Source organism: bacterium, assembly GCA_024226335.1.
GTDB lineage: Bacteria > Myxococcota_A > UBA9160 > SZUA-336 > SZUA-336 > JAAELY01.
In genome coordinates this window covers 60,476-80,183 of record JAAELY010000029.1, presented here as the reverse complement: position 1 = coordinate 80,183, position 19,708 = coordinate 60,476, and the positions used below count along the sequence as shown (strand labels likewise).

General features: G+C 61.6%; 18 protein-coding genes. 12 read left to right on the top strand and 6 right to left on the bottom strand.

Annotated features, from left to right (window positions below):
- The first annotated feature begins 805 nt into the window (after positions 1 to 805).
- Positions 806 to 1,924, top strand: a complete 1,119-nt coding sequence (locus tag GY725_01370) for a c-type cytochrome (protein MCP4002821.1) — start codon at positions 806 to 808, stop codon at positions 1,922 to 1,924.
- A 71-nt stretch (positions 1,925 to 1,995) separates the two neighbouring features.
- Here GY725_01370 and GY725_01365 read toward each other — a convergent pair whose 3' ends face one another.
- Entirely contained in the window at positions 1,996 to 2,139 is a 144-nt protein-coding gene (locus GY725_01365; protein ID MCP4002820.1) for a hypothetical protein, read from the bottom strand.
- A gap of 156 nt (positions 2,140 to 2,295) precedes the next feature.
- Between GY725_01365 and GY725_01360 the strand changes: the two genes are divergently transcribed.
- Together GY725_01360 and GY725_01355 are read left to right on the top strand one after the other, a co-directional pair.
- Positions 2,296 to 3,558, top strand: coding sequence for a cytochrome P450 (locus GY725_01360; GenBank protein MCP4002819.1), 1,263 nt, complete (start codon positions 2,296 to 2,298; stop codon positions 3,556 to 3,558).
- A gap of 29 nt (positions 3,559 to 3,587) precedes the next feature.
- Positions 3,588 to 4,490, top strand: a complete 903-nt coding sequence (locus GY725_01355) for a crotonase/enoyl-CoA hydratase family protein (protein MCP4002818.1) — start codon at positions 3,588 to 3,590, stop codon at positions 4,488 to 4,490.
- Between the two features lie 75 nt (positions 4,491 to 4,565).
- Here the strand turns inward: GY725_01355 and GY725_01350 are convergent, their stop codons facing one another.
- Entirely contained in the window at positions 4,566 to 6,728 is a 2,163-nt protein-coding gene (locus GY725_01350; protein ID MCP4002817.1) for an acyl-CoA dehydrogenase, read from the bottom strand.
- Between the two features lie 164 nt (positions 6,729 to 6,892).
- Between GY725_01350 and GY725_01345 the strand changes: the two genes are divergently transcribed.
- Positions 6,893 to 7,705 (top strand): enoyl-CoA hydratase, encoded by an 813-nt coding sequence (locus GY725_01345; protein ID MCP4002816.1) that lies wholly within the window; start codon positions 6,893 to 6,895, stop codon positions 7,703 to 7,705.
- Between the two features lie 78 nt (positions 7,706 to 7,783).
- Positions 7,784 to 8,947, top strand: coding sequence for a hypothetical protein (locus GY725_01340; GenBank protein ID MCP4002815.1), 1,164 nt, complete (start codon positions 7,784 to 7,786; stop codon positions 8,945 to 8,947).
- A gap of 204 nt (positions 8,948 to 9,151) precedes the next feature.
- On the opposite strand, the gene GY725_01335 is transcribed toward GY725_01340, so the two are convergent.
- Together GY725_01335 and GY725_01330 are read right to left on the bottom strand one after the other, a co-directional pair.
- Positions 9,152 to 9,619 carry a CBS domain-containing protein gene (locus GY725_01335; GenBank protein MCP4002814.1) on the bottom strand — a complete coding sequence of 156 codons (468 nt, stop codon included), beginning with the start codon at positions 9,617 to 9,619 and terminating at the stop codon, positions 9,152 to 9,154.
- A gap of 99 nt (positions 9,620 to 9,718) precedes the next feature.
- Positions 9,719 to 9,934, bottom strand: coding sequence for a hypothetical protein (locus tag GY725_01330; GenBank protein MCP4002813.1), 216 nt, complete (start codon positions 9,932 to 9,934; stop codon positions 9,719 to 9,721).
- 227 nt (positions 9,935 to 10,161) lie between these two features.
- Between GY725_01330 and GY725_01325 the strand changes: the two genes are divergently transcribed.
- The 5 genes from GY725_01325 to GY725_01305 all read left to right on the top strand — a co-directional run bounded on the left by GY725_01325 (position 10,162) and on the right by GY725_01305 (position 15,988).
- Entirely contained in the window at positions 10,162 to 11,127 is a 966-nt protein-coding gene (locus GY725_01325) for a tetratricopeptide repeat protein (protein MCP4002812.1), read from the top strand.
- Positions 11,128 to 11,162: 35 nt separating this feature from the next.
- On the top strand, positions 11,163 to 11,669 hold the full coding sequence (locus GY725_01320; protein MCP4002811.1) for a hypothetical protein: 507 nt from the start codon (positions 11,163 to 11,165) through the stop codon (positions 11,667 to 11,669).
- 47 nt (positions 11,670 to 11,716) lie between these two features.
- A complete protein-coding gene (locus GY725_01315) occupies positions 11,717 to 12,574 on the top strand; it encodes a 2-(1,2-epoxy-1,2-dihydrophenyl)acetyl-CoA isomerase (GenBank protein MCP4002810.1) in 858 nt (285 codons plus the stop codon).
- A gap of 381 nt (positions 12,575 to 12,955) precedes the next feature.
- Positions 12,956 to 14,917 carry a carboxypeptidase family protein gene (locus GY725_01310; GenBank protein ID MCP4002809.1) on the top strand — a complete coding sequence of 654 codons (1,962 nt, stop codon included), beginning with the start codon at positions 12,956 to 12,958 and terminating at the stop codon, positions 14,915 to 14,917.
- Positions 14,918 to 15,103: 186 nt separating this feature from the next.
- Entirely contained in the window at positions 15,104 to 15,988 is an 885-nt protein-coding gene (locus tag GY725_01305) for a DUF4097 domain-containing protein (GenBank protein MCP4002808.1), read from the top strand.
- Positions 15,989 to 15,999: 11 nt separating this feature from the next.
- Here GY725_01305 and GY725_01300 read toward each other — a convergent pair whose 3' ends face one another.
- Positions 16,000 to 16,893 (bottom strand): hypothetical protein, encoded by an 894-nt coding sequence (locus GY725_01300; protein ID MCP4002807.1) that lies wholly within the window; start codon positions 16,891 to 16,893, stop codon positions 16,000 to 16,002.
- 211 nt (positions 16,894 to 17,104) lie between these two features.
- Here GY725_01300 and GY725_01295 point away from each other — a divergent pair, with 211 nt between their 5' ends.
- Positions 17,105 to 17,941 carry an SMP-30/gluconolactonase/LRE family protein gene (locus GY725_01295; protein MCP4002806.1) on the top strand — a complete coding sequence of 279 codons (837 nt, stop codon included), beginning with the start codon at positions 17,105 to 17,107 and terminating at the stop codon, positions 17,939 to 17,941.
- A gap of 56 nt (positions 17,942 to 17,997) precedes the next feature.
- The gene (locus GY725_01290) at positions 17,998 to 19,263 is read left to right on the top strand and encodes a family 1 glycosylhydrolase (protein MCP4002805.1); all 1,266 of its coding nucleotides are present in this window, start codon (positions 17,998 to 18,000) and stop codon (positions 19,261 to 19,263) included.
- Positions 19,264 to 19,270: 7 nt separating this feature from the next.
- On the opposite strand, the gene GY725_01285 is transcribed toward GY725_01290, so the two are convergent.
- Positions 19,271 to 19,618, bottom strand: a complete 348-nt coding sequence (locus tag GY725_01285) for a hypothetical protein (GenBank protein MCP4002804.1) — start codon at positions 19,616 to 19,618, stop codon at positions 19,271 to 19,273.
- Positions 19,619 to 19,708: the final 90 nt, after the last annotated feature.

Genomic DNA, 19,708 nt, shown 5'->3' with positions numbered 1-19,708 from the left:
CACCGCTGCGCGTGGTCGTCCTCTCTGCCCCATCGTCTGCCCTCCATTCTACTCTGGGAAGACCGACTCCTGAACACTTCAATTAATTCGAGATGGAACTTCTGAAACAGGACACTAGCCCTGATCCGTCAGCCCACCTCGATACCGAATCGACCCTGGGATACGCCTCCAATACGCAGGGTCGGATTTGGGGTGTCCAACCGGGGCCAACGTCGACCAACGCGAGCCAACGCGGAGACCCCAGGGGTGGGGCAAGAATGCGAGCCAACTGGGATTACTGAGTATTGACCGCTAGTTACGCTGATTAGTGTAAACGCCGAAATGCCCTCTCCTAACCTGAAGGTTGCGGGTTCCAATCCTGTCCCCGCTACCAATCAACGCGCCCGGAATCCTTGAGGTTCCGGGCGCTTCTGTCTTCAGCAGTGTCGAGTCTGAACCGCGTTGGTGGGACATACGTAGGACTCACCGCCGCGCCTGCGCCCGCGATACAGCCTCGTCGCAGATACGCGCGATGAGGTCGGCCGGTGCTCTACCCTCGCGAAGAGCCATCACACTTCGGTGCTTCCCGGGCAAAGCGCTCCACCATCGCACGGCCGATGCCACTGGCTCCGGTACTCGACCACAACCAGCGCGCTCGATTGCAAGATCTCGCGCTTTGCGGCTACATTCCGCGGCTCGGCTTTCTATCGCTTGTCAATCTCGCCGACGGCACGGCGATCGGCACCACGTGGGGCGTGATCCATGCAGGGCGCGCTGCCATGTGGCTCAAGGACCGAATCGTCCATGCCCTCATGAAAAGGTACCGATGAACATCAAGGCTTCTGCCCACGCATCCGTCGCACTTCGAGCGCTTTCGATCGCATTTCTCGCCGGAGTTTCCCTCGGCCTGGTCACCGCATGCGCGGACGATGGCCTGGGGAACGGGGTGGCTGCCGCGAAGGAGCGAAGCACTGCCGATGTCGATGTGCTGCGCCAACAGGCCGCCGCGATCTTCGGAGCCCTGCCGAGTCAGTTCAGCAACCCCGCGAATGACCTCACCGAGCCCAAGATCGATCTCGGCCGCCAGCTCTACTACGACAAGCGCCTATCGAAGAACCACGATATCGCTTGCAACAGCTGCCACCTGCTCGACAAGTTTGGCCAGGACAGCGAGCCGACCTCCCCCGGTCACCGAGGGCAACGGGGTGGCCGCAATTCACCGACGGTCTACAACGCGGCGGGACATGTGACGCAGTTCTGGGACGGGCGAGCCGCCGATGTCGAGGCCCAGGCACAAGGGCCGGTGCTGAACCCGATCGAAATGGCGATGCCGAGCGAAGCCGCGGTATTGGCAGTGCTGAAGTCGATCCCCGGGTACGTCGATCAGTTCCCCGCGGCTTTTCCCGCAGACGAACTGGCGCTCACCTACGTCAACATGGCCCGGGCCATCGGTGCGTTCGAACGTCGCCTGAGCACGCCCGGGCGTTTCGATGCATTCGTCGGAGGAGACACAGCCGCGCTTTCGTCAGCTGAACTCGACGGCCTCGAGACTTTCATCCAGACCGGATGCCCCACTTGCCACATGGGCGCGGCTTTCGGAGGCACGCTGTATCAGAGACTCGGTGCAATGAAGCCCTACCCGACAGAAGACCAGGGACGCTTCGAAGTGACGGGAAGCGAGGCTGATCGGTTCGTCTTCAAGGTGCCGTCGCTGCGCAACATTGCGCAGACGGGCCCGTATTTCCACGACGGTTCGGTCGGTACCCTCGAACAGGCTGTTTCGATCATGGCCGAGTACCAGCTCGGTAAGACGCTCACGCCCGAGCAGGATGCTTCGATTCGCAGCTTCCTCGAGTCGCTCACCGGCGAGGTCGACGCGGCCTACATCGCGATGCCCGTCCTCCCCAAGAGCGGCCCCACGACGCCAGCGCCGAATCCGAACTGATCACAAGCACCGGCCGGGGAGTCGACCTTCAAGTTCGTCTCAGCCCAGTTCCCAACTCGGGATTGAAGTGATCATTCCTCGCGTGGCGTCAGGTCGTAGGTTCTGGGTTTCTGATCCAAGGTCGACGCCATCGAACTCGATTTCACCGGCGAGTACAGCTGGTCGATGTGCGCAGCCTCGAACTTTCGGAGACGCTCGCGGATCGCTGGGTACACACTCGTCCTCCCGCGGCAGGAGCTTTGCAGATCCGGTAAACCATGATACTAGTTGGCAGGAGGGTTCTTCGAAGCCTCTCTACCCCACCACGACGGCGCCAAACGAGAGGCGACCCCTCTGAGCACGACAACCTGTTGAACACGGGAGAACAACCAGTGACCGATATCAACGAACTCGATCTGATCGCACCGAGCGCCTACGGAGAGCGCGGCGTTCCGCATGATGAGTGGAGCAAGTTGCGCCGGTTGGATCGTCTGCACTTCTGCGAGCCTCCCGGCTTCGATTCGTTCTATCCCGTCGTGCACCACGAGCAGATCTGCGAGATCTCCAAGCAGCCCGAGCTCTTCTTGAACCGTTTCGGCATCGTGCTGGAAAGCGACGAGCAGAAGATCACGCTCGGCAAGGAGCAGTCCTTCGGCGAGATGCGCGTGATCATCGGAATGGATCCGCCCGAGCATCGCGAGTACCGCAAGGTCGCAGCGCCTTTCTTCACGCCGCGGTCCATCAAGAGCGCCGAACCCATCGTAAAAGACAGCGCGCGCAATCTACTCGATGGGCTGGTCGAACGGGCCAGCGGTGGCGTAGGTGAGTGCGAGTTCGCCAATGAGATCGCGGCCGCGCATCCGCTTCGGGTGCTGTCGACCATCCTCGGCATACCCCAGGAGCAGGAGCCCCAGATCCTCAGGCTCACCAACGAACTCTTTGGTGGGGACGACCCGGATCTTCAACGCGAGGGCAACGATCGGGTCCAGGCCTTCGACGAACTGGCGAAGGAGTTGTTCCAGCTTTTCGTCGGGATCATCGAGGATCGACGTTCAAATCCGCGGGACGATCTCGCGAGCCTGCTCGCCAATGGGCAGGTCAATGGCGAGCCAATGGGCATGATGGAAACCCTCGGTTACTACCTGATCACGTTCTCGGCCGGACATGACACCACCAAGAACGCCCTGGCCGGTGGCCTCTGTGCCCTGGCGGAACACCCCGACGAGTTCCAGAAGCTCAAGCGCAATCCCGAGCTGATTCCCAGCGCCGTCGAGGAGATTGTGCGTTGGACCTCACCCGTCAACTACATGAAGCGGGTGGTGGCAAAGGATCTCGAATTCCACGGGCAGAAGCTGCGCAAGGGGGACAACCTGGTTCTCTTCTACGGTTCGGCGAATCGCGATGAGTCGATCTTCGAAGACCCGTTCAGCTTTCGCATCGACCGTGACCCGAATCCGCATCTCGGCTTCGGAATCGGCGAGCATTTCTGCATTGGCTCCCATCTGGCCCGCGCGTCACAGGGCGCACTACTGAACGAACTCGTGCGCAGAATCGACTCGCTCGAACTCGCTGGGACACCGGAGCAGATTCAATCCAGCTTCGTCGTGGGTCTGAAGAAGCTGCCCATTCGCTATCGGGTGAACCAGAACGCATAAGCGGTGCCGCGCGAGCATCGGAGGAACGCATGAGCGTGGACGAGAAGACGGAATACGAGCAGATCCGGTACGAAGTCGAGGACGGTCGGGCGCGCATCACCCTGGCGCGCCCCGACAAGCACAACGCGATGACGCCACTTCTCCTCGAGGAGTTGGAGCACGCACTCTGGGAGGCGGACGACGACTGCGCAGTACACAGCGTGGTGTTGAGAGGAGAAGGCGCCTCATTCTGCTCGGGCTACGACCTGACCGCCCTCGGGCGAGAGAAGCGGCCCGGGTATCGCACTGGCCGCAGCCACGACGACGACATCTGGCTGATCGAGCGGAATAGCAGGCGCATCCGCGTGCTCTGGGAGATGCACAAGCCCTCCATCGCGCAGGTCCACGGAAACTGCCTGGCGGGAGGAACCGATCTGGCAATGGCGTGTGACATCGTGATTGCGGCGGACGACGCCCGGATTGGCTTCCCCGCGGCTCGCACCATGGGCACCCTGCCCAGCAATCTCTGGATGTACCACTGCGGGCCGCAGTGGGCGAAGCGACTCCAACTGACGGGCGATCTCGTATCGGGAGCGGATGCCGAGAAGATCGGCCTTGTCCTGAAGGCCGTGCCAGCGGATGTTCTCGAAGACGAGGTGGAGGGCCTTGCCGACCGCTTCAGCTTGATCGATCCCGACCTCCTCGCGGCCAACAAGCGCATCACCAATCTCTCGCTCGAACTGATGGGAGCCCAGACGCTTCAAAGGCTTGCCGGTGAAAACGATGCCCGCGCGCATCGTTCTCAGGCGGTCCGCGACTACGGGAGCAGCATCAAGGAACACGGTCTCAAAGAGACTTTGCGCAGACGCGACGAACCGTTCGGCGAGGGTTTCGTCCGGGTGGGCAAGCCCGAGGGGCGCGGAGCGCTCGTCAAGGATGAAAGCGAACGCTGAGGAGAGCGTAGCGAGTCACCCCGCCACCGAATCAAAACCGGTGCTTCCCGAAGAATCCGCCGAAGCTGTGCGCGCCTACTTGATCAGGGGATCCCGGGGCAAGTCGAGTAGCCGCTCGGCGATCTGATTGCGCAGGATCTCGGAGGTCCCACCGCCGATCGTCGCGCCCAACGTTGCCATCAGCCAGGTTCCCAGGCGCTTTTCTTCGCCTTCTCTCACGGCGCTCAGCGGTCCGGCGATGCGTGCGGCCAGCGCGCCCTTGCGTTGGACGACTTCGGAGCCCAACAGCTTGGTGACGTTGGCCTCAGCGCCAGGCTCCGAGCCCTCGACCGCCCGAATCACGCCACGCAGGTTCATGAGGCCGATCGACTCGGTCTCCGCCTGCGCCGCGCCGACTTCCCGGGCGGTTCCCGGGTCTTCGCCTGCAAACTTCTGCTGGAGTGCGATGAGGTCGGGGCCGCCCGCCATTCCGCCGTCCGTTCCTCCGCCCAGCGACACCCGCTCATTGCCCAGTGTGCTTCGCGCCACCACCCATCCCTGGTCGACGGGCCCGACCACGTCTTCGTCCGGCACGAAGACCTGATCGAAGAACACTTCGTTGAAGTGAGAGTGGCCGGTGATCTGGCGCAGCGGCCGCACTTCCACGCCTTCCGCGTGCATGTCGATCACCATCATGCTGATGCCCTGGTGTTTGGCGGCGTCGGGGTTGGTGCGAACCGTCGCGAAGCCGCGGTTGCACAGGTGAGCACCGCTGGTCCAGACCTTCTGGCCCGAGACGCGCCAGCCGCCGTCGACCTTCACACCCCGCGTCTGCACCGCCGCAGCGTCCGACCCCGCACCGGGTTCGCTGAAGAGCTGACAGAACTCGATCTCTCCCTCCATGCTGGGCCGCACGAATCGCTCCACCTGCTCGGGGCTTCCGTGTTGCGCGATGGTCAATGTGTTCCAGCCGCTGATTCCCATGTCCGGACGCCGCACGCCCGCGAACTCCTGCTCGATCACGAGTTGCTCGATCGGCCCCGCGTCGCGACCCCACGGCCTCGGCCAATGGGGCATGAGGTAGCCGCTGTCGCTGATCGCCTTTCGCTTGTCTTCTTCGGGGAGTTTCCTGTACGAATCGACAAAGGTCCGAACCTCGTCGCGGAAAGCGTCGGCTTCCGGGGGCAACTCGATCGTGGCCTTGGTGCGGACGCCCCGCCCCATCAGCCGGACGACGTCTTCGCGCGCTCGATCGACGGGTCCCATCAGCGCCTCTAGCGCGACCCCACGGCGGAGATAGAGGTGGGCGTCGTGTTCCCAGGTGTAGCCGATACCGCCGTGCACCTGGATGTTCTGCTTCGCGCAGAACACGAAGGCAGGCAGTGCCAGACAGTTGGCGACCGCTGCTGCAAGCTCGGCCTGCTCGTCGTCCAGGTCGGCGCGCGCCGCTCCCCACGCGCCCGCGGTCGCCTGCTCGGTGGCGACCAGCATGTTCGTGCAGTGGTGCTTGACCGGGCCGAAGGTGCCGATCGGACGGCCGAACTGCACGCGCACCTTTGCGTATTCGGTCGCCATCTCCATGCACGCCCGAGCACCGCCCGCGGCTTCGGCGGCTGAAAGCGTTCGGGCCAGCCGCTCCAGGGCAAGCCGGGCCCCGAGCAGCACATTCGCGGGAGGAACCTGCACGGCATCGCAGTCGACCGCAGCCGCCCGCCGACTGGGATCGAGGTTCTTTCGGTACTCGATGCTCACGCCGGATTGGTCCGGTTCCAGGAGCGCTACGTCATCGCCAACGCAAACCAGGAGAAGCCCTGCGAGTTCAGCGCCTAACACCAACCCGGCTGATCCCGCGAGCCTTCCTTCCGCGCCGAACGTGAGATCCCCACCCAGCCCGACAGCTCCCACCAGGGAACCATCCGCCAGCCCGGGAAGGAAGGCGCCGCGTGCGGATTCGCTGCCGCACTCGCCGAGCAGCGCTGCAGCAAGCGTGGTGGGCAAAAAGGGACCGGGGGCCATCGCGAAGCCCAACTCTTCGAGGACGATCGAGAGTTCGGGGAGCCCGAAACCCTGGCCGCCCAGGGCCTCGTCGATGTGAAGCCCCATCCATCCCAGTTCGGCCATCTCCTTCCAGAAGCTGGGCAAGCGCTCGCCAGGCTCCTCGAGCAGGGCTCGGGATTCCGCCCGCGCCTCGTGGGAATTCAGGAAGGCACGGGCCACGCGTGCGAGTTCCCGATGCTCCTCGCCAAGTGCGATCGACATGGAATCCTCCGAGCAGTTGCAAGCAGATCTTCGACCCGCGATACTATGATACTAGTTATCAGAGCGTCAACCGAGCCACCCCACCACCCGAGCAGACCGCCTGAGCAGACCATCCGAGGGGTATGCGGCATCGAAGCAAGGTGGAGATGAAGGAATCGAGCGAGATGGAAAGCGAGACCGGGCTTGTCTTCGAGAAGCGAAACGGAGTTGCGACGCTCACGCTGAACCGACCCGATGCCCGCAACGCGCTGACCAACGGCATGTTCCTCGATATGGAGCGCATCCTCCTCGAGATCGAAGCCGACTCGGAGATTCGCGTGCTCGTCCTCACCGGAGTGGGAAAAGCGTTCTGCTCGGGAGCAGACCTGAAACCCGTGTCCCCGGAAGAGCGACGGCGAACGCGCGCCTCGTCGTTTCCCGGCGACCCTGGTGGCGACATCCTCGATCGTGGCAACCGCTGCATCCTTCGTCTGCGGGAACTTCCGAAACCCGTTCTCGGCAGCATCAACGGGGATGCGATCGGCGCCGGTTGCAGCCTGGCCCTGGCCACGGATCTGCGCATCGCCTCGGACACGTCGCGCTTCGGGGTCGTCTTCTCCCGCATCGGCCTCGGGCCGGATGCCGGTGCCTCCCACTTCCTGCGAAATCTGGTCGGCACGGCGAAGGCGCTGGAACTCTTGTTCCTGGGCGATCTCGTGGACGCGAACGAAGCGCTGAGACTCGGACTGGTCAATCGCGTGGTCGAGGTGGACGAGCTCGCGGATGCCACGTCCGAACTGGCCGAGCGTCTAGCAAAGGGGCCGACGCTGGCTTACGGCTTCGCGAAGGCGTCCGTGTACCAGGATGCAACTCTGTCTTTCGAGAGTCTTCTCGATCTCGAAGCCCGCAATCAACAAGTCGCGATCCGCTCCCGCGACGCGAAGGAAGGCATCCGGGCGTTTCTCGAACGGCGCAAGCCCGAGTTTGAAGGCCACTAGGTCGCTCCGCATAGACTGCCCCCAAGGGACCGATGTGGCTCTGATATGGCATCCGCCCAAAAGTGAGGAACAACGACCGTGACGACAGACTCCACAGTCGAACTCAATACCGAAACCACGCTCACCGACGAAGTGATCGAGACGCTCACGAAGACGGTCGAAGACTCTGTCGAGGTTCCGCTCAAGCGGCAGTGGCATTGCGAGGCGGGTCTCGATCCCATCCGCCATTGGTCCTGGGGAATCGGCGACGACAATCCACTCTGGAGCGAGCCTGACTACGCTGCAAAGACGGAGTACGGGACGAACCTCGCACCGCCGTCCTTCTTCTACAGCTGCAATCAGGGCCCGAACCACTTTCGAAGTGAACCTTCGCGCGGAGAGGGACTACCGGGTCTTCACGCGGTCTGGGCGTGGGACCGCTGGGAGTGGCCTCGCCCGACGCTTCGCAATACGCCCGTCCAGACGACGAAGCAGACGACTCACGCGAATGTTCGCACGAGTCGATTTGGCGGTGGTCGATCTGTCGAAGTCGTCACGCGGTACACGTTTCGGGACGACAAGGGTGAAACGCTCGCGACCTACGACGTAGCGTATGTCCACTACGGGAGAAATCTTGCGGCCTCGAAGGGAAGCAAGCACAAGCCGATCGAACGGCAGGTCTGGAGCGACGAGGATCTGGCGGCGCTCACCGCCGACGTCGAAAACGAGCGCCGTCGGGGCTCGAAAGATCTCGTCTGGGACGACGTTCAGGTTGGCGAGCCGATCGGAACGGTCGTCAAGGGGCCCTTGAGTGTTACCGAGACGGTCGCCTTCGTGACGGGCTGGGGAGGCCCCTTCATCATGGCTTCTGAACTCATCCATCGCTATATCCGCGATCATCCGCGCGCCAATGCACCGGATCGTTACATGCGGATCCCGGAGTTTCCCGAACGCGCGCATTGGGATGGCGATTGGGCCAGGGAGTGCGGCTTCCCAGACGCCTATGACTTCGGCGGACAGCGCTTCGCGTGGCTGATGCACGGAGTGACGGACTGGATGGGCGACAACGCACATCTATGGAAGTTCGAAGGAAAGCTACTGGGCCTGAACATCATCGGCGACGCGACCTGGTGTACGGGGGCCGTAAAGGACAAGTTCATCGACCCCGAGGGGCGACGCTGTGTCGAGTTGGAACTGAAGGGCACGAATCAGCGAAAACAGGACACGGTCGTAGCGACGGCAGTCGTCGTGGCGCCGCGTTGACCGCCCGCACACAACACATAGAGGCCGATTGACAGGCGGGCTAGGGAATCTCTGCACAGGGAGGCTTCGAGCGAGAAGGGGAGTCGCCGCCTGAGCAAGAAGCGTGATCCGATCGCAGATCCGTAGATCTGCAGAGGGTCGCGCGACGCAGCGCAGGCGGATGCATCGCGCTTCGCAGCCGCAGCCTCCCTGTGCAGAGGTTCCCTAACGACCGTATGAGCCGCCGAGATGATCGTAGGGATCCTCGTCTTCTCGCAACTGCTTGTCGTAGCGAAGGTGCTCGACCAGGCGTTCCATTTCACGCGCCGCCACTTCAAAGAAATCGCGCGCTGAGAGGATGCCAATCGGACGCGAGCCTTCTACGACGGGTAGATGGCGCACCTGATTCGTCATTAGTTTCTCAGCGCATTCGCGCAGGGATGCGTCCGCGGTAACGGTATGAACGTCGCCAGTCGCGACGTCTCCGACCTGGGTCTTCGCGGGATCCAAGCCCTTGGCGACGAGGCGGTTCACCAAGTCGCGCTCGGTGAAGATCCCCGAGATGCTCTCACCCGTGATCACGATGACGGCGCCGACATCAGCATCGCGCATGCGTCGCGCAATCTGGTCGACGGACTCCCCGGGATCGGCCGTGACCAATTGCTTCTTCATCATTGCACTGATCGTCAACATCCTCGTCTCCTTCTCTGGCTCGTAAAGCCACTCTTGCGGCAGCTCAGTTGTCGGTTCACTAGCTGTTCCGCGTTCAGGCCCGGACGCGGAGCCTCGAAGTCAGGGGGCTCCGTTGCCATTGCCGTCGCCGTTACGCGTACCGTCAAGCTTGCGTAGCTGCTCGACGAGCAACTTCATGCGCTCCTCCTCCGCAATGAGGTCGTCGTGCATATGAGGTTCACTGGTCCGTCGAACCTCGACTCGCGTCTCGCCGATCGCCCGCCTGAGCAGACGAGTTAGCAAGGCGTTGTCCTTCAAGGAAAGCTCGAGTTGCATCGGAATCTCCTTCCTAGGCAACGATCTTCGCCGTCTGCAATCAAAGAGAGCAGGATTCGGGCCAAGGAGATGAGCGCATTGTGAGCCCGACGGCCCCACCACTGCCTATTTCCGCCACGGCACGTGACATTCCGACGCATGATGAGCCATTCCGGCGCGCGAGCGACCGCGCAGGGCTCGCTCTCGGCCATCACTTGCTGGGCATCTCTACGATGTACAATCGAGGCATGTCTGCCTCCCGAACCCCGATCGAGATCGACCGCCTTTTCGCCCGCGCCGTGCGCGCGCGGAACGCGGGGGATCTGGACGGGGCGCTGAAACTGCTGGTCGAAGCGCTCGAACTGGCACCTCGCAAAGCTCGACTCTGGATCGAAGTCGCGGACTGCCAACGCGAGATGGGGCACGGCGAGGAGGCGTTGCGTGCTCTGCGAAGAGCGGAGCGGACGCGGCCCGACAGTGCGACGGTGCAGTTGCGCAAGGGAATCGTGCAACTCGAGCGTGATCGCCCCGATCTGGCACTGCGCGCGCTCGACCGCGCACTCGAGATCGAACCGAGCGCAGTCGCGCACAATCTGTGCTTCTCCGCATATACACGGATGGGCGAACCTGAGCAAGCTCGTGGCCATCTGAAGAGCGCACTCGGCCTCGACCCCGGTAACGCGGAGGCGCATTGCAATCTGGGGGTACTCCTCTCCGACGAGGAGAAGCTCGGCGAAGCCGAGAAACACCTTCGCCGAGCGCTCAAGGCAGACAAACGCGACGCCGTCGCGCATGCCGAGTTGGGACGGGTGCTGCTTCGTCGCGATCACGGGAGCGAAGCCATTCCCCTGCTCCGCCGTGCCGTCCGCTTGAACCCGAACGCCTACTGGGCGCGGCTGCACCTGGCCGAGGCGCTGACCGCTGGGCGGCGCTTCGCAATGGCAGAAAAGGCTTTCAAGCAGGCGCTCGCGGTTAGGCCAGCGGCAGCGCAGGGCTACGCGCGCTACGCGGGTTTTCTGGCGGTTCGTCCAGGTCGAGCCGATGAAGCCGAACGCCAGCTTCAAACCGCGCTCATGCTGGATCCGGACGACCGCGACGCCCAGTTCGCCATGGCCGAGCGATTGCTCGAAAAGGCGTGCACGCATCTCGAATCTGCAGCGGATGCAGGCCACCCCCGGGCGGCCAAGAGGCTGAAACAGATATCTCGCACCTGAGTTCGAACCAAACAAACCTGGCTCGGAGGACTTCGATGAGATTTCTCAGATGGCTGGTGGGTGCGATCTGCGTACTGGTGCTCGGGTTCGTGCTCCTGGTGATCGGCGCGCGTTTTGGCGACGGTCCGATGGGGCTCATTCCGGGCGGGCCGCTGGTCGCCGGTGAACTGGTCAGCGGAAGCGAACCTGACTGGACGTTCGCTCGCGACCTCGACGTGATGGAGTTTCAGCTGCTCGATCCGCCGCAATCCCGGACGATCTGGCTACAGGTTCACGACAAGAAACTCTACGTCGTCAGCGGTTATATGAACTCGGCAGTCGGTCAGCTGTGGAAGAAATGGCCCGCACAAGCCCTGGCGGATGGTCGAGCCGTGATCCGAATTGACGGGAAACGCTACGAACGACGGCTGGCCCGCATCCTCGACGACCGCCCGGTGCTCGAAGGCATCGCCGCCGAAGTCAATCGCAAGTACGGCGCGCCACTGAGCGCGGACGCGGCGACCACTGGAGACGCCTGGTTCTTCGCTCTGCAGCCTCGCTGACAGATCCGGTTAGACTGCGGTGTAGTTCACTGAGCGAGGAGGCACGCATGGACAGCGGGGAATTCACGGGCTTTGAAGTCAGTCTGCGCGACAAAGGGATCGCCTGGATTCAGTTCAATACTCCTGAGCGCTTGAACGGCATGACCAGCGGCATCAAGCGCGATCTGATCGAGACGCTGACGCAGGCCCAGATGGACAACGCCGTCCGGGTGGTCGTGTTTACCGGTTCGGGCCGCGCCTTCTGTGCGGGCGACGATCTGAAGAGCTATCAGAATGCGGCTTTCGACACGAAGCACCTGGTTCCCGAGATTCACCCCGGGCACGACTCCGGTCTCGGTACCTACAACGGCCTGCGAACGATCTCTCAGGGCCTGAACTCCGCAGTTCGTTCACTCGACAAGCTGACCATCGCCGCCATCAACGGCGTTGCGATCCAGACCGGCTTTTCTCTGGCGTTGTGCTGCGACTTCCGCCTCGCGGCCGAGTCAGCGCGCATGGGCAGCGCGACACTGCGCTTCGGCCTTCTACCCGATGAAGGGGGACAGTATCTCCTGTTGCAGATGATGGGTTTGCCCAGGACCCTGGACTTCCTGATGCGCAAGAAGATCGTCAGTTCGGACGAGGCGCTGAAACTCGGACTCGTCAGCGAAGTGTTGCCCGATGCGGAACTCGAGAAATCGGCCATGGCACTGGCGACGGAACTCGCCGACGGTCCGCAGGTCTCCATGCGATTGCTCAAGCGTACCATCTACAATGCGGCCGATCAGAGCTGGGCACAGGCGCTGGAAGATATCGCGGCCAAGACGGCGATTTCAGACCACCATCCGGATTCGCGCGAAGGCGTGAAAGCGTTTCGAGACAAGCGAACGCCCAGCTTCAACGCCTGGCTCGAAGGCGGCGACTAAGGACTGCGAAGCTCGGGAGCAGGCAATCACGTACGCGCCATCCAGAGGTTCGACGTGCTGTTCCCAGACCCGGGCGTAACGCTCCGGATCAGCGATGGCCGTGCGCAACATCTTCTGACAGGCTTCGATCTGTGAGTCGGTGCTGCTCGGCTGGAGCGAAAGCGCCATGACCTCGGTGGAGCGTTTGTCGCCGTAGGGTCCTTCGGGCTTCCCGGGATTCAACAGGATCATGGGGATCTCCGTGGATTTGAAGAGGCGAACCACGTTGACTCAGGGGCGCTGGCGCTGCAGGCGGAATTCCGGTCTACCTCGCTTCCGGTCTGGGGTATCCTGTGGACTGAACGCTCCTCTGGGATTGAGCGCATTGAAAATACGGGACCGATGTTGAGCCGACCTGGAATCTATCTCACGACATTACTCCTCACGTGCGGGTTGGCCACAGGTGCGCCGGCCGCCCTTTCGATCAATACGACTTTTGACGGCGGGAGCATCGGTCCCTATGTCATCGACGATCTGCTTCACGAGATCGATTTCACGTTGGCGGCAGACGGTGTGAACTACACCTACTGGGGAAACTTCAAGGTGTCGGGCGTCTCGGGCCTCGAAGTCACCTTCCACATCACCAACGCCGACGATGTCCCCTTTCTTTCCGACGTCGTGCACGAATCGCAGATGGTCTACAGCTACGACGGCCAGAACTGGTTTCGCCTGACGAACCACAGTTATGCGGGAGGGACCTACTCGTTCACGGAAACATTCAGCCAGAACCAGGTACAGATCGCCACCTTCCTGCCCTTTTCAAGCAGTCGGATGAGCGATCTCGTCGACACGGCCGATGCCAGCCCCTGGGCTTCGAAGTCCGTTCTGGGACAGAGTACCCAGGGAAGGGACCTCGACCTCCTGACGATCACGAATCTCGCCATCCCCTCTGCCGGGAAGAAGCTGATCTACATCGTCGCCAGACAGCACGCTGCGGAAACCTCGAGTTCTCACATGCTGGAGGGCTTGATCGACTTCCTTCTCTCGGACGATGTCTACGCGAGCGGATTTCGCGACGGCTACATTTGGCAGATCGTTCCCATGGCTAATCCCGACGGCGTTTACGAAGGGAATTCGAGAGCCAATTCCGAAGGCAATGACTCGAATCGAGACTGGCACTCCAGCAACCACGACAGTGTTGAAATCGACATCATCCGGGCGCATCTGGATGCAACCGAACTTGCCAGCGGGATCGACATCTTCATCGACCGGCACTCCCAGATGAACGATATCGGTGGGTACGACTTCGTCTACTCCCCACCGGGAAACACCTTCTTCGGAATTCTTTCGGATTGGACGGTCTTCGACACGGAGAAGGCGGTTGGAACGAGCTGCTCGATAGCGTCGTGCAGTTCAAGGGGCTACGCGACCAGTCAGGGCCTGCTCACCTTCATCATCGAACTGACACCCCATCTGGCCTCATGGACGGAGATCGGCCTGAAAGCGGAAGGCGTCAACAGCGCGTTCGCCCTCAACGAGTACTTCGGGATGTTCGAGGCGCCTCTGCTTGTGGATTCTGATTTTGGCGCCAGTGCAGACGATGCGGCCTTGAGAGGCGATGCGGGCGGACTCGATTGGCTCGAAAGCCGATTCGACGACCCGAATCTACTGAGCCTCGACGAAACCAACGTAGCTGGAAACGAAACCGCGAAGGCCAAGCTCAGCGGGAGCACGTCGGCAAACGCCTATCTCACACAGAGATTCGGCTGGCCGCAGAGCGATAGTTTCAGTGTTCAATGGGATATTCGCGTGGACGAGATCCTGGACGTGCCCGGTGTCAACACCGATCGGACTGGCTGGATGCTATTGGGCGACGACACGGACCCGACACATCCGGGCCCCAACTCGGATGATAGTGAGCGCTTCGTCTACATGGCGTTTTTTCGCGACGGCGGTGGATCGCCCGGTGACACGATGGATCTGGTTGCTCGGGATGGCGACGACGGCTGGAGCAGCTTCACGACGGTCGCATCCGGATTGACCATCGGGCAGTGGTACACGATCCGGGTCGATTGCGATGTCGGCGCAGATACCTATCGCGTCTACGTGGACGGCCTACTCGAAGGCACGCTGAACTCGCGTCAGACCAAGAGCCTCGTATCTCACATCAGCTTTGCGCAGTGGGCGGGTGGTGCCGGAACTTTCCACGTCGACAACGTCATGGAGCCCGGCCTCGACCCGATTCCCGCGATCCAGAGAGAGAATCTGAGTGCTCTGGTGTTCACTCTGCTGATCGCGCTGATCGCGGGGATCTGGAAGACCCGGAGTGCTTCGATGTCGAGTTCGAGACGGATCTTCCTGTAGGAGTACACTTTGTCAGAAGACACTCACCCTTCCGGGAATTCGAACTGCAAGCTTCGAACTGCAACTGCAAGCATCCAACGCAGTTTCTCGACTGCAGGGAAAGGCCCGGAGAGCTTGCCTGGTGCTTTCTATGGAGTACTTCTGGCACCGAAATTGCTCTATTGAGGCTCAAATTCGGAGGACGCGATGCGCCATTGGATCCAGGTCGGAGAGCGAATCGAAGAAGTGGTCGCGGCCGTGCCAGGCGGCCGCCTCATCGCGAATCTGGATCGCGGCTCGGTTCAGGTTTGCTCGCACGACTCGAACCACGTCCGGGTGAGTATCGAGTTGCGGGGGCTTCCGGGCGCGGGTGCCGAAGTGGAGATTGAACACGATGGTCGGGACGTTCGCATCGAACTCGCTCTGGATGGCGGGTTGTCTTCGTTTCTGAGCCTGCTCAGCGCGAAACTCGACATCTCGATTCCCAGGCAGTACTCGCTCGACATCGATACCCGGGGAGGCTCCGTTCGCGCCAAAGAGATCGGCGGCTTTGTCGGAATCAAGACGAGTGGGGGTGGCATCGAAGTCTCAGACGTGGCAGAAGAAGCCCGGCTCGAGACCTCCGGGGGTAGGGTCGAGGCCATCGGGATCGCAGGTGACCTCGAAGTCAGGACCAGCGGGGGTTCGGTTCAGGCCGTCGATGTGGTCGGCGACCTGAAAGCGCGCACGAGCGGTGGCAAGATCGCGGTACTTGGAGCCGAGTCCTGTGTAGACGCCAAGACCAGTGGTGGCCCGATTGAAGTAGAGTTTGCTGGAGAACCTGAAGGACGACTCAAGACCTCGGGCGGCTCGATCGAGATCGACTATCCAGATGACCTCGGCATCGACCTCGATGCCAAGACCTCAGGAGGCAAGATCTCCATCGAATCGACGATCGAAGTTCGAGGTCAGGCCAGCCGCCGGCGCGTGGTAGGTCAGCTCGATCAGGGTGGACAGCCTCTCGAACTGCGAACCTCGGGTGGCAGTATTCGCATCGGGACGTATCGCACGAGGGGCGAGCAACGCGTGGCCGGAGACTTCGCAACGACCTGAAATCGGTTGCCCTACTGGAGATCCTGTTCCGCCGCTTCGGCAAAGGCGCGTTGGGCTCGTCCGAGCTTGTCTTCATCCGGGGTATCTTTTACGAACGCCCAAAAGACTGCCTTGATTTCTCGTGGAACCAGATGGATTCCCTCGGGGTGCCTGCGAAAGAACTCGAACCCGCCGAAGAGGCGTGCGGCGCCTTCGGTCATTTCGGGTGTGGCCGAAGCGATATCGAACGCTCCGATCAACTCGGAGATCTCGTAGCCGAGCAGGAGTTCCCCCGCCGTGTTTTCGTAAGAGGGAAATCCGGACCACGGTCCGGCCCCGGAACCGTACCAGCCGAACAGGCTGCGGATCTGATCCTCTTTCGCCGGTAGCGCGGCCTCCAGGGCGTTGCGAAGGATCGAAAAATCAGTCCCGCCACATTGCTCGATCATCCCGTTCCAGACTTCCGAGATACAGGCAGGCATCGCACCTGCCCACTTCTCCCAGTTCCTGTGCTGTTCGGCTTCCTGGACCTGAAGCGCTTCGACCTCTCTTCGGGGTCCATCCATCCCGTGAACATCGAACCAGGAGAGCCACTTTTCGGTGTTCGCGATGATCGCATCGCTATCCCAGAGTGAACAGCGAAGTGAGAATCCGTGATGATTGGTCAGTTCGACCAGTTCTTCTTCATCCCGATACAGATAGATCGCGGGGGAGCCAGAACACATGCAGTGGATCCCCTCCTCGGGGATCTCGATACCCAGACAACGCGCAAGGGCCTCCAGGTCGGCCCGGTTGTTCGATTCGAACAGAATCGAGGACTCCTCTTCCGGAGATTCGCGAACGACCAATCGATCGGCCGTTTCCATCAACTGCACGAGTTGCTCAGGGTCGATGGGATTCTTGGCCTCTGTTCCGTCAACGCTCATCGTCGTGGCTCCTGTCGCTCGGCGGTAGGGTTCTCCAGGGAACGGCCTCAGGCTCGAAAGCTGACACGGACTCCGTCACCCTTTGGTCTATCGGCAAGATCTAGCCCAGCTTGGGCAAGCCGAACTCGGAAATTGACGCCAACAACGCCATCGGAGCAGGCTCGGGCCGCTTTGGAGCGCTGAAGCCGAAGAGATGTGAGACGATCTCACGATGAGCATCGAAATCCTTGCCAGCGGTTATGGATTGATCGAAGGCCCGCGGGTCGACGCCTCGAATCGGCTCTACTTCAGCGATGTTCACAAGGGCGGAGTCTATCGACGTTCAGCGGACGGAACGATCAAGACGATCGTACCCCGGCGCAGAGGTGTGGGAGGAATTGCTCTACACGCGGATGGAGGCGTGGTGATCTCGGGGCGCAACGTCTGCCACGTCGACAGCGAGGGGCAGACCCGTGTGCTTCTGGAGCGGGATGACATACCCGGTTTCAACGACTTGTTCTGCGACCGCGAAGGACGGATCTACGTCGGCGCGCTGCGCTCCGATCCGTTCGGAAATGACGCCGGCGGAAAGACCGGCGAACTCTGGCGGATTTCCGGACCCGACCAGGCCGAAGAACTCTACGGCGGTATACGACTCAGCAACGGGATCGGCTTTTCTCCCGATGGTCGGCTGCTCTATCACAGCGATACTGTTCCCCAGGCAATCCTCGTGCACGAGTTGACGCCTGAAGGAGAAGCGAAACACCGCCGGGTTCTTGTGAAGCTCGACAGCGGAGCGCCGGACGGTCTCGCGGTCGACGCGGAGGGTTGCATCTGGGTAGCTGTTTACGGCGGAGGTTGCGCAGCTCGCTACACACCTACGGGTGAACTCGAACGACGGATCGAAGTTCCGGCCACCGCGGTAACGAGTCTGTGTTTCGGCGGAAGTGATCTGCGCGACCTCTACATCGTAACCGCCGACAATACCGAAGACGCCACTCTCGGAGGCACGGTCTTCCGGACACGAGTCGATACACCCGGGCTTCCCGTCCCTCTCGCACGGGTCTAGCGAATTCCGGTACAACCCCTGACCGAGACGCGCGACTGAAACATTCGAGGAGATCGATCTTGCAGTTCTCGTTCCCAAAAGACTTCGTATGGGGAGCAGCCACCGCGGCCCATCAGGTAGAAGGCAATAACACCCACAGCGATTTCTGGTGCCTCGAACACACGCCCGGTACAATCTTCACCGAGCCGTCCGGTGACGCCTGCGACCAACTCCATCGCTATCCAGAAGACATTTCCCTGCTAGCCGAACTCGGCTTTGGCGCGTACCGCTTCTCGATCGAATGGGCGCGCATCGAACCCGAAGAGGGTCAGTTTTCTCGCGCTGCACTCGATCACTACCGCAGAGTCCTCGCGAGTTGTCGCGAACACGGACTGCGCACCTGCGTCACCTTCCATCACTTCACGAGCCCACTCTGGTTCAGCGCGGACGGAGGCTGGGAAAGCGAGAAATGTGTCGATCGATTCCGTCGCTACTGCGAGCACGCTGTCGCGCATCTCGGCGATGAGATCGACATCGCGTGCACGATCAATGAGGCGAACTTGCCGGCCGCACTCGCGGTCTCGGGAACCATTCCTCGCGAGGGCCTCAAGAAACTAGCGCCGTTCGTGGCCGAAGCGGCTCGACGCTGCGGAAGTGATCTAGAACACTTCTCGCCATTCTTGCTGAGCCAGCCGTTTCTGACGCGCGACCGAATGCTCGCGGCCCATATCGGAGCGCGTGACATCCTCCGCGCGGGTCCCGGAAACTTTCCGGTCGGCATCACGCTCGCGATGCAGGACTATCAAGCAGCTCCCGGCGGTGAAGAGACTCTTGCACGAGCGCTGGACGAAAGTTTCACGCCGTTCTTCGAAGCGGCCCGCACAGATGATTTCCTCGGTGTGCAGACTTACAGTCGCGTCCGCTTCGGCCCGGACGGCCCACTTCCACCAGAAGAGGACGTACCCGTGCTAATCATGGGATACGAGTACTGGCCCCAGGCCCTCGAAGCGACTCTGCGACTCGCGGCGCGGGAAGCTCGAGTCCCTCTTTACGTGACCGAAAATGGACTCGGCGGCGATGATGATGAGCAGCGGGTAGCGTACTACTCCGCGGCCCTGGCTTCACTCGTGCGCTGCCTTCAAGACGGTCTGGATATTCGCGGCTATTTTGCCTGGTCACTCCTGGACAACTACGAGTGGATCCACGGCTACGGACCGCGTTTCGGACTCGTTTCGGTGGACCGGTCAACCCAGGAAAGAACTCCAAAGGCCAGTGCTCGGTGCGTAGGAGCCGTCGCACGGAGCGGCGTATTCGATCCCGAGAGCTTCTCGACCGCTGGCTGAGCCGAGTTCAGGAACCGATCTGGCGCCGCTCGCTCAGATCCATCTGAAAACCTTTGCCATCGGTGAGCGCATAATCCCGGTCCGGGCCGTGCTCGATTGAAAGGTTCTCGACTTCGACTTCATCCGGAAGGACGTAGACGATAAGTGTTCCGGAGGCCAAAGACACGATCTTCGTGCGCTGGTCCTTCTTGCGCAGAATGTCGCCGTGAACCTGCTCCCGTACCCAGGAGTAGCCTGAGATCTTGGCCAGTCCGTCCCCGTACTCTTCAATGGTCCCGATGAAGAAGCGCGGTTGATCGTCCGCGTACAATCGGCGGTGTGCGATGAATACCTTCGCGCCACTCTGAATGAGCATTGCGTCCTCCTCTCAATCCGCCTCCCTTATCGGCGCGGAGAGCCGAAGGCTCCAGTAGATGGATCCGGCCGTTCCTCACGGCCATGGCAT

Coding starts and splice junctions, on each gene's coding strand:
- GY725_01370 (MCP4002821.1), top strand. CDS start 806: ATGAACATCAAGGCTTCTGCCCACGCATCCGTCGCACTTCGAGCGCTT.
- GY725_01355 (MCP4002818.1), top strand. CDS start 3,588: ATGAGCGTGGACGAGAAGACGGAATACGAGCAGATCCGGTACGAAGTC.
- GY725_01350 (MCP4002817.1), bottom strand. CDS start 6,728: ATGTCGATCGCACTTGGCGAGGAGCATCGGGAACTCGCACGCGTGGCC.
- GY725_01345 (MCP4002816.1), top strand. CDS start 6,893: ATGGAAAGCGAGACCGGGCTTGTCTTCGAGAAGCGAAACGGAGTTGCG.
- GY725_01335 (MCP4002814.1), bottom strand. CDS start 9,619: ATGTTGACGATCAGTGCAATGATGAAGAAGCAATTGGTCACGGCCGAT.
- GY725_01330 (MCP4002813.1), bottom strand. CDS start 9,934: ATGCAACTCGAGCTTTCCTTGAAGGACAACGCCTTGCTAACTCGTCTG.
- GY725_01325 (MCP4002812.1), top strand. CDS start 10,162: ATGTCTGCCTCCCGAACCCCGATCGAGATCGACCGCCTTTTCGCCCGC.
- GY725_01320 (MCP4002811.1), top strand. CDS start 11,163: ATGAGATTTCTCAGATGGCTGGTGGGTGCGATCTGCGTACTGGTGCTC.
- GY725_01315 (MCP4002810.1), top strand. CDS start 11,717: ATGGACAGCGGGGAATTCACGGGCTTTGAAGTCAGTCTGCGCGACAAA.
- GY725_01310 (MCP4002809.1), top strand. CDS start 12,956: ATGTTGAGCCGACCTGGAATCTATCTCACGACATTACTCCTCACGTGC.
- GY725_01305 (MCP4002808.1), top strand. CDS start 15,104: ATGCGCCATTGGATCCAGGTCGGAGAGCGAATCGAAGAAGTGGTCGCG.
- GY725_01300 (MCP4002807.1), bottom strand. CDS start 16,893: ATGAGCGTTGACGGAACAGAGGCCAAGAATCCCATCGACCCTGAGCAA.
- GY725_01295 (MCP4002806.1), top strand. CDS start 17,105: ATGAGCATCGAAATCCTTGCCAGCGGTTATGGATTGATCGAAGGCCCG.
- GY725_01285 (MCP4002804.1), bottom strand. CDS start 19,618: ATGCTCATTCAGAGTGGCGCGAAGGTATTCATCGCACACCGCCGATTG.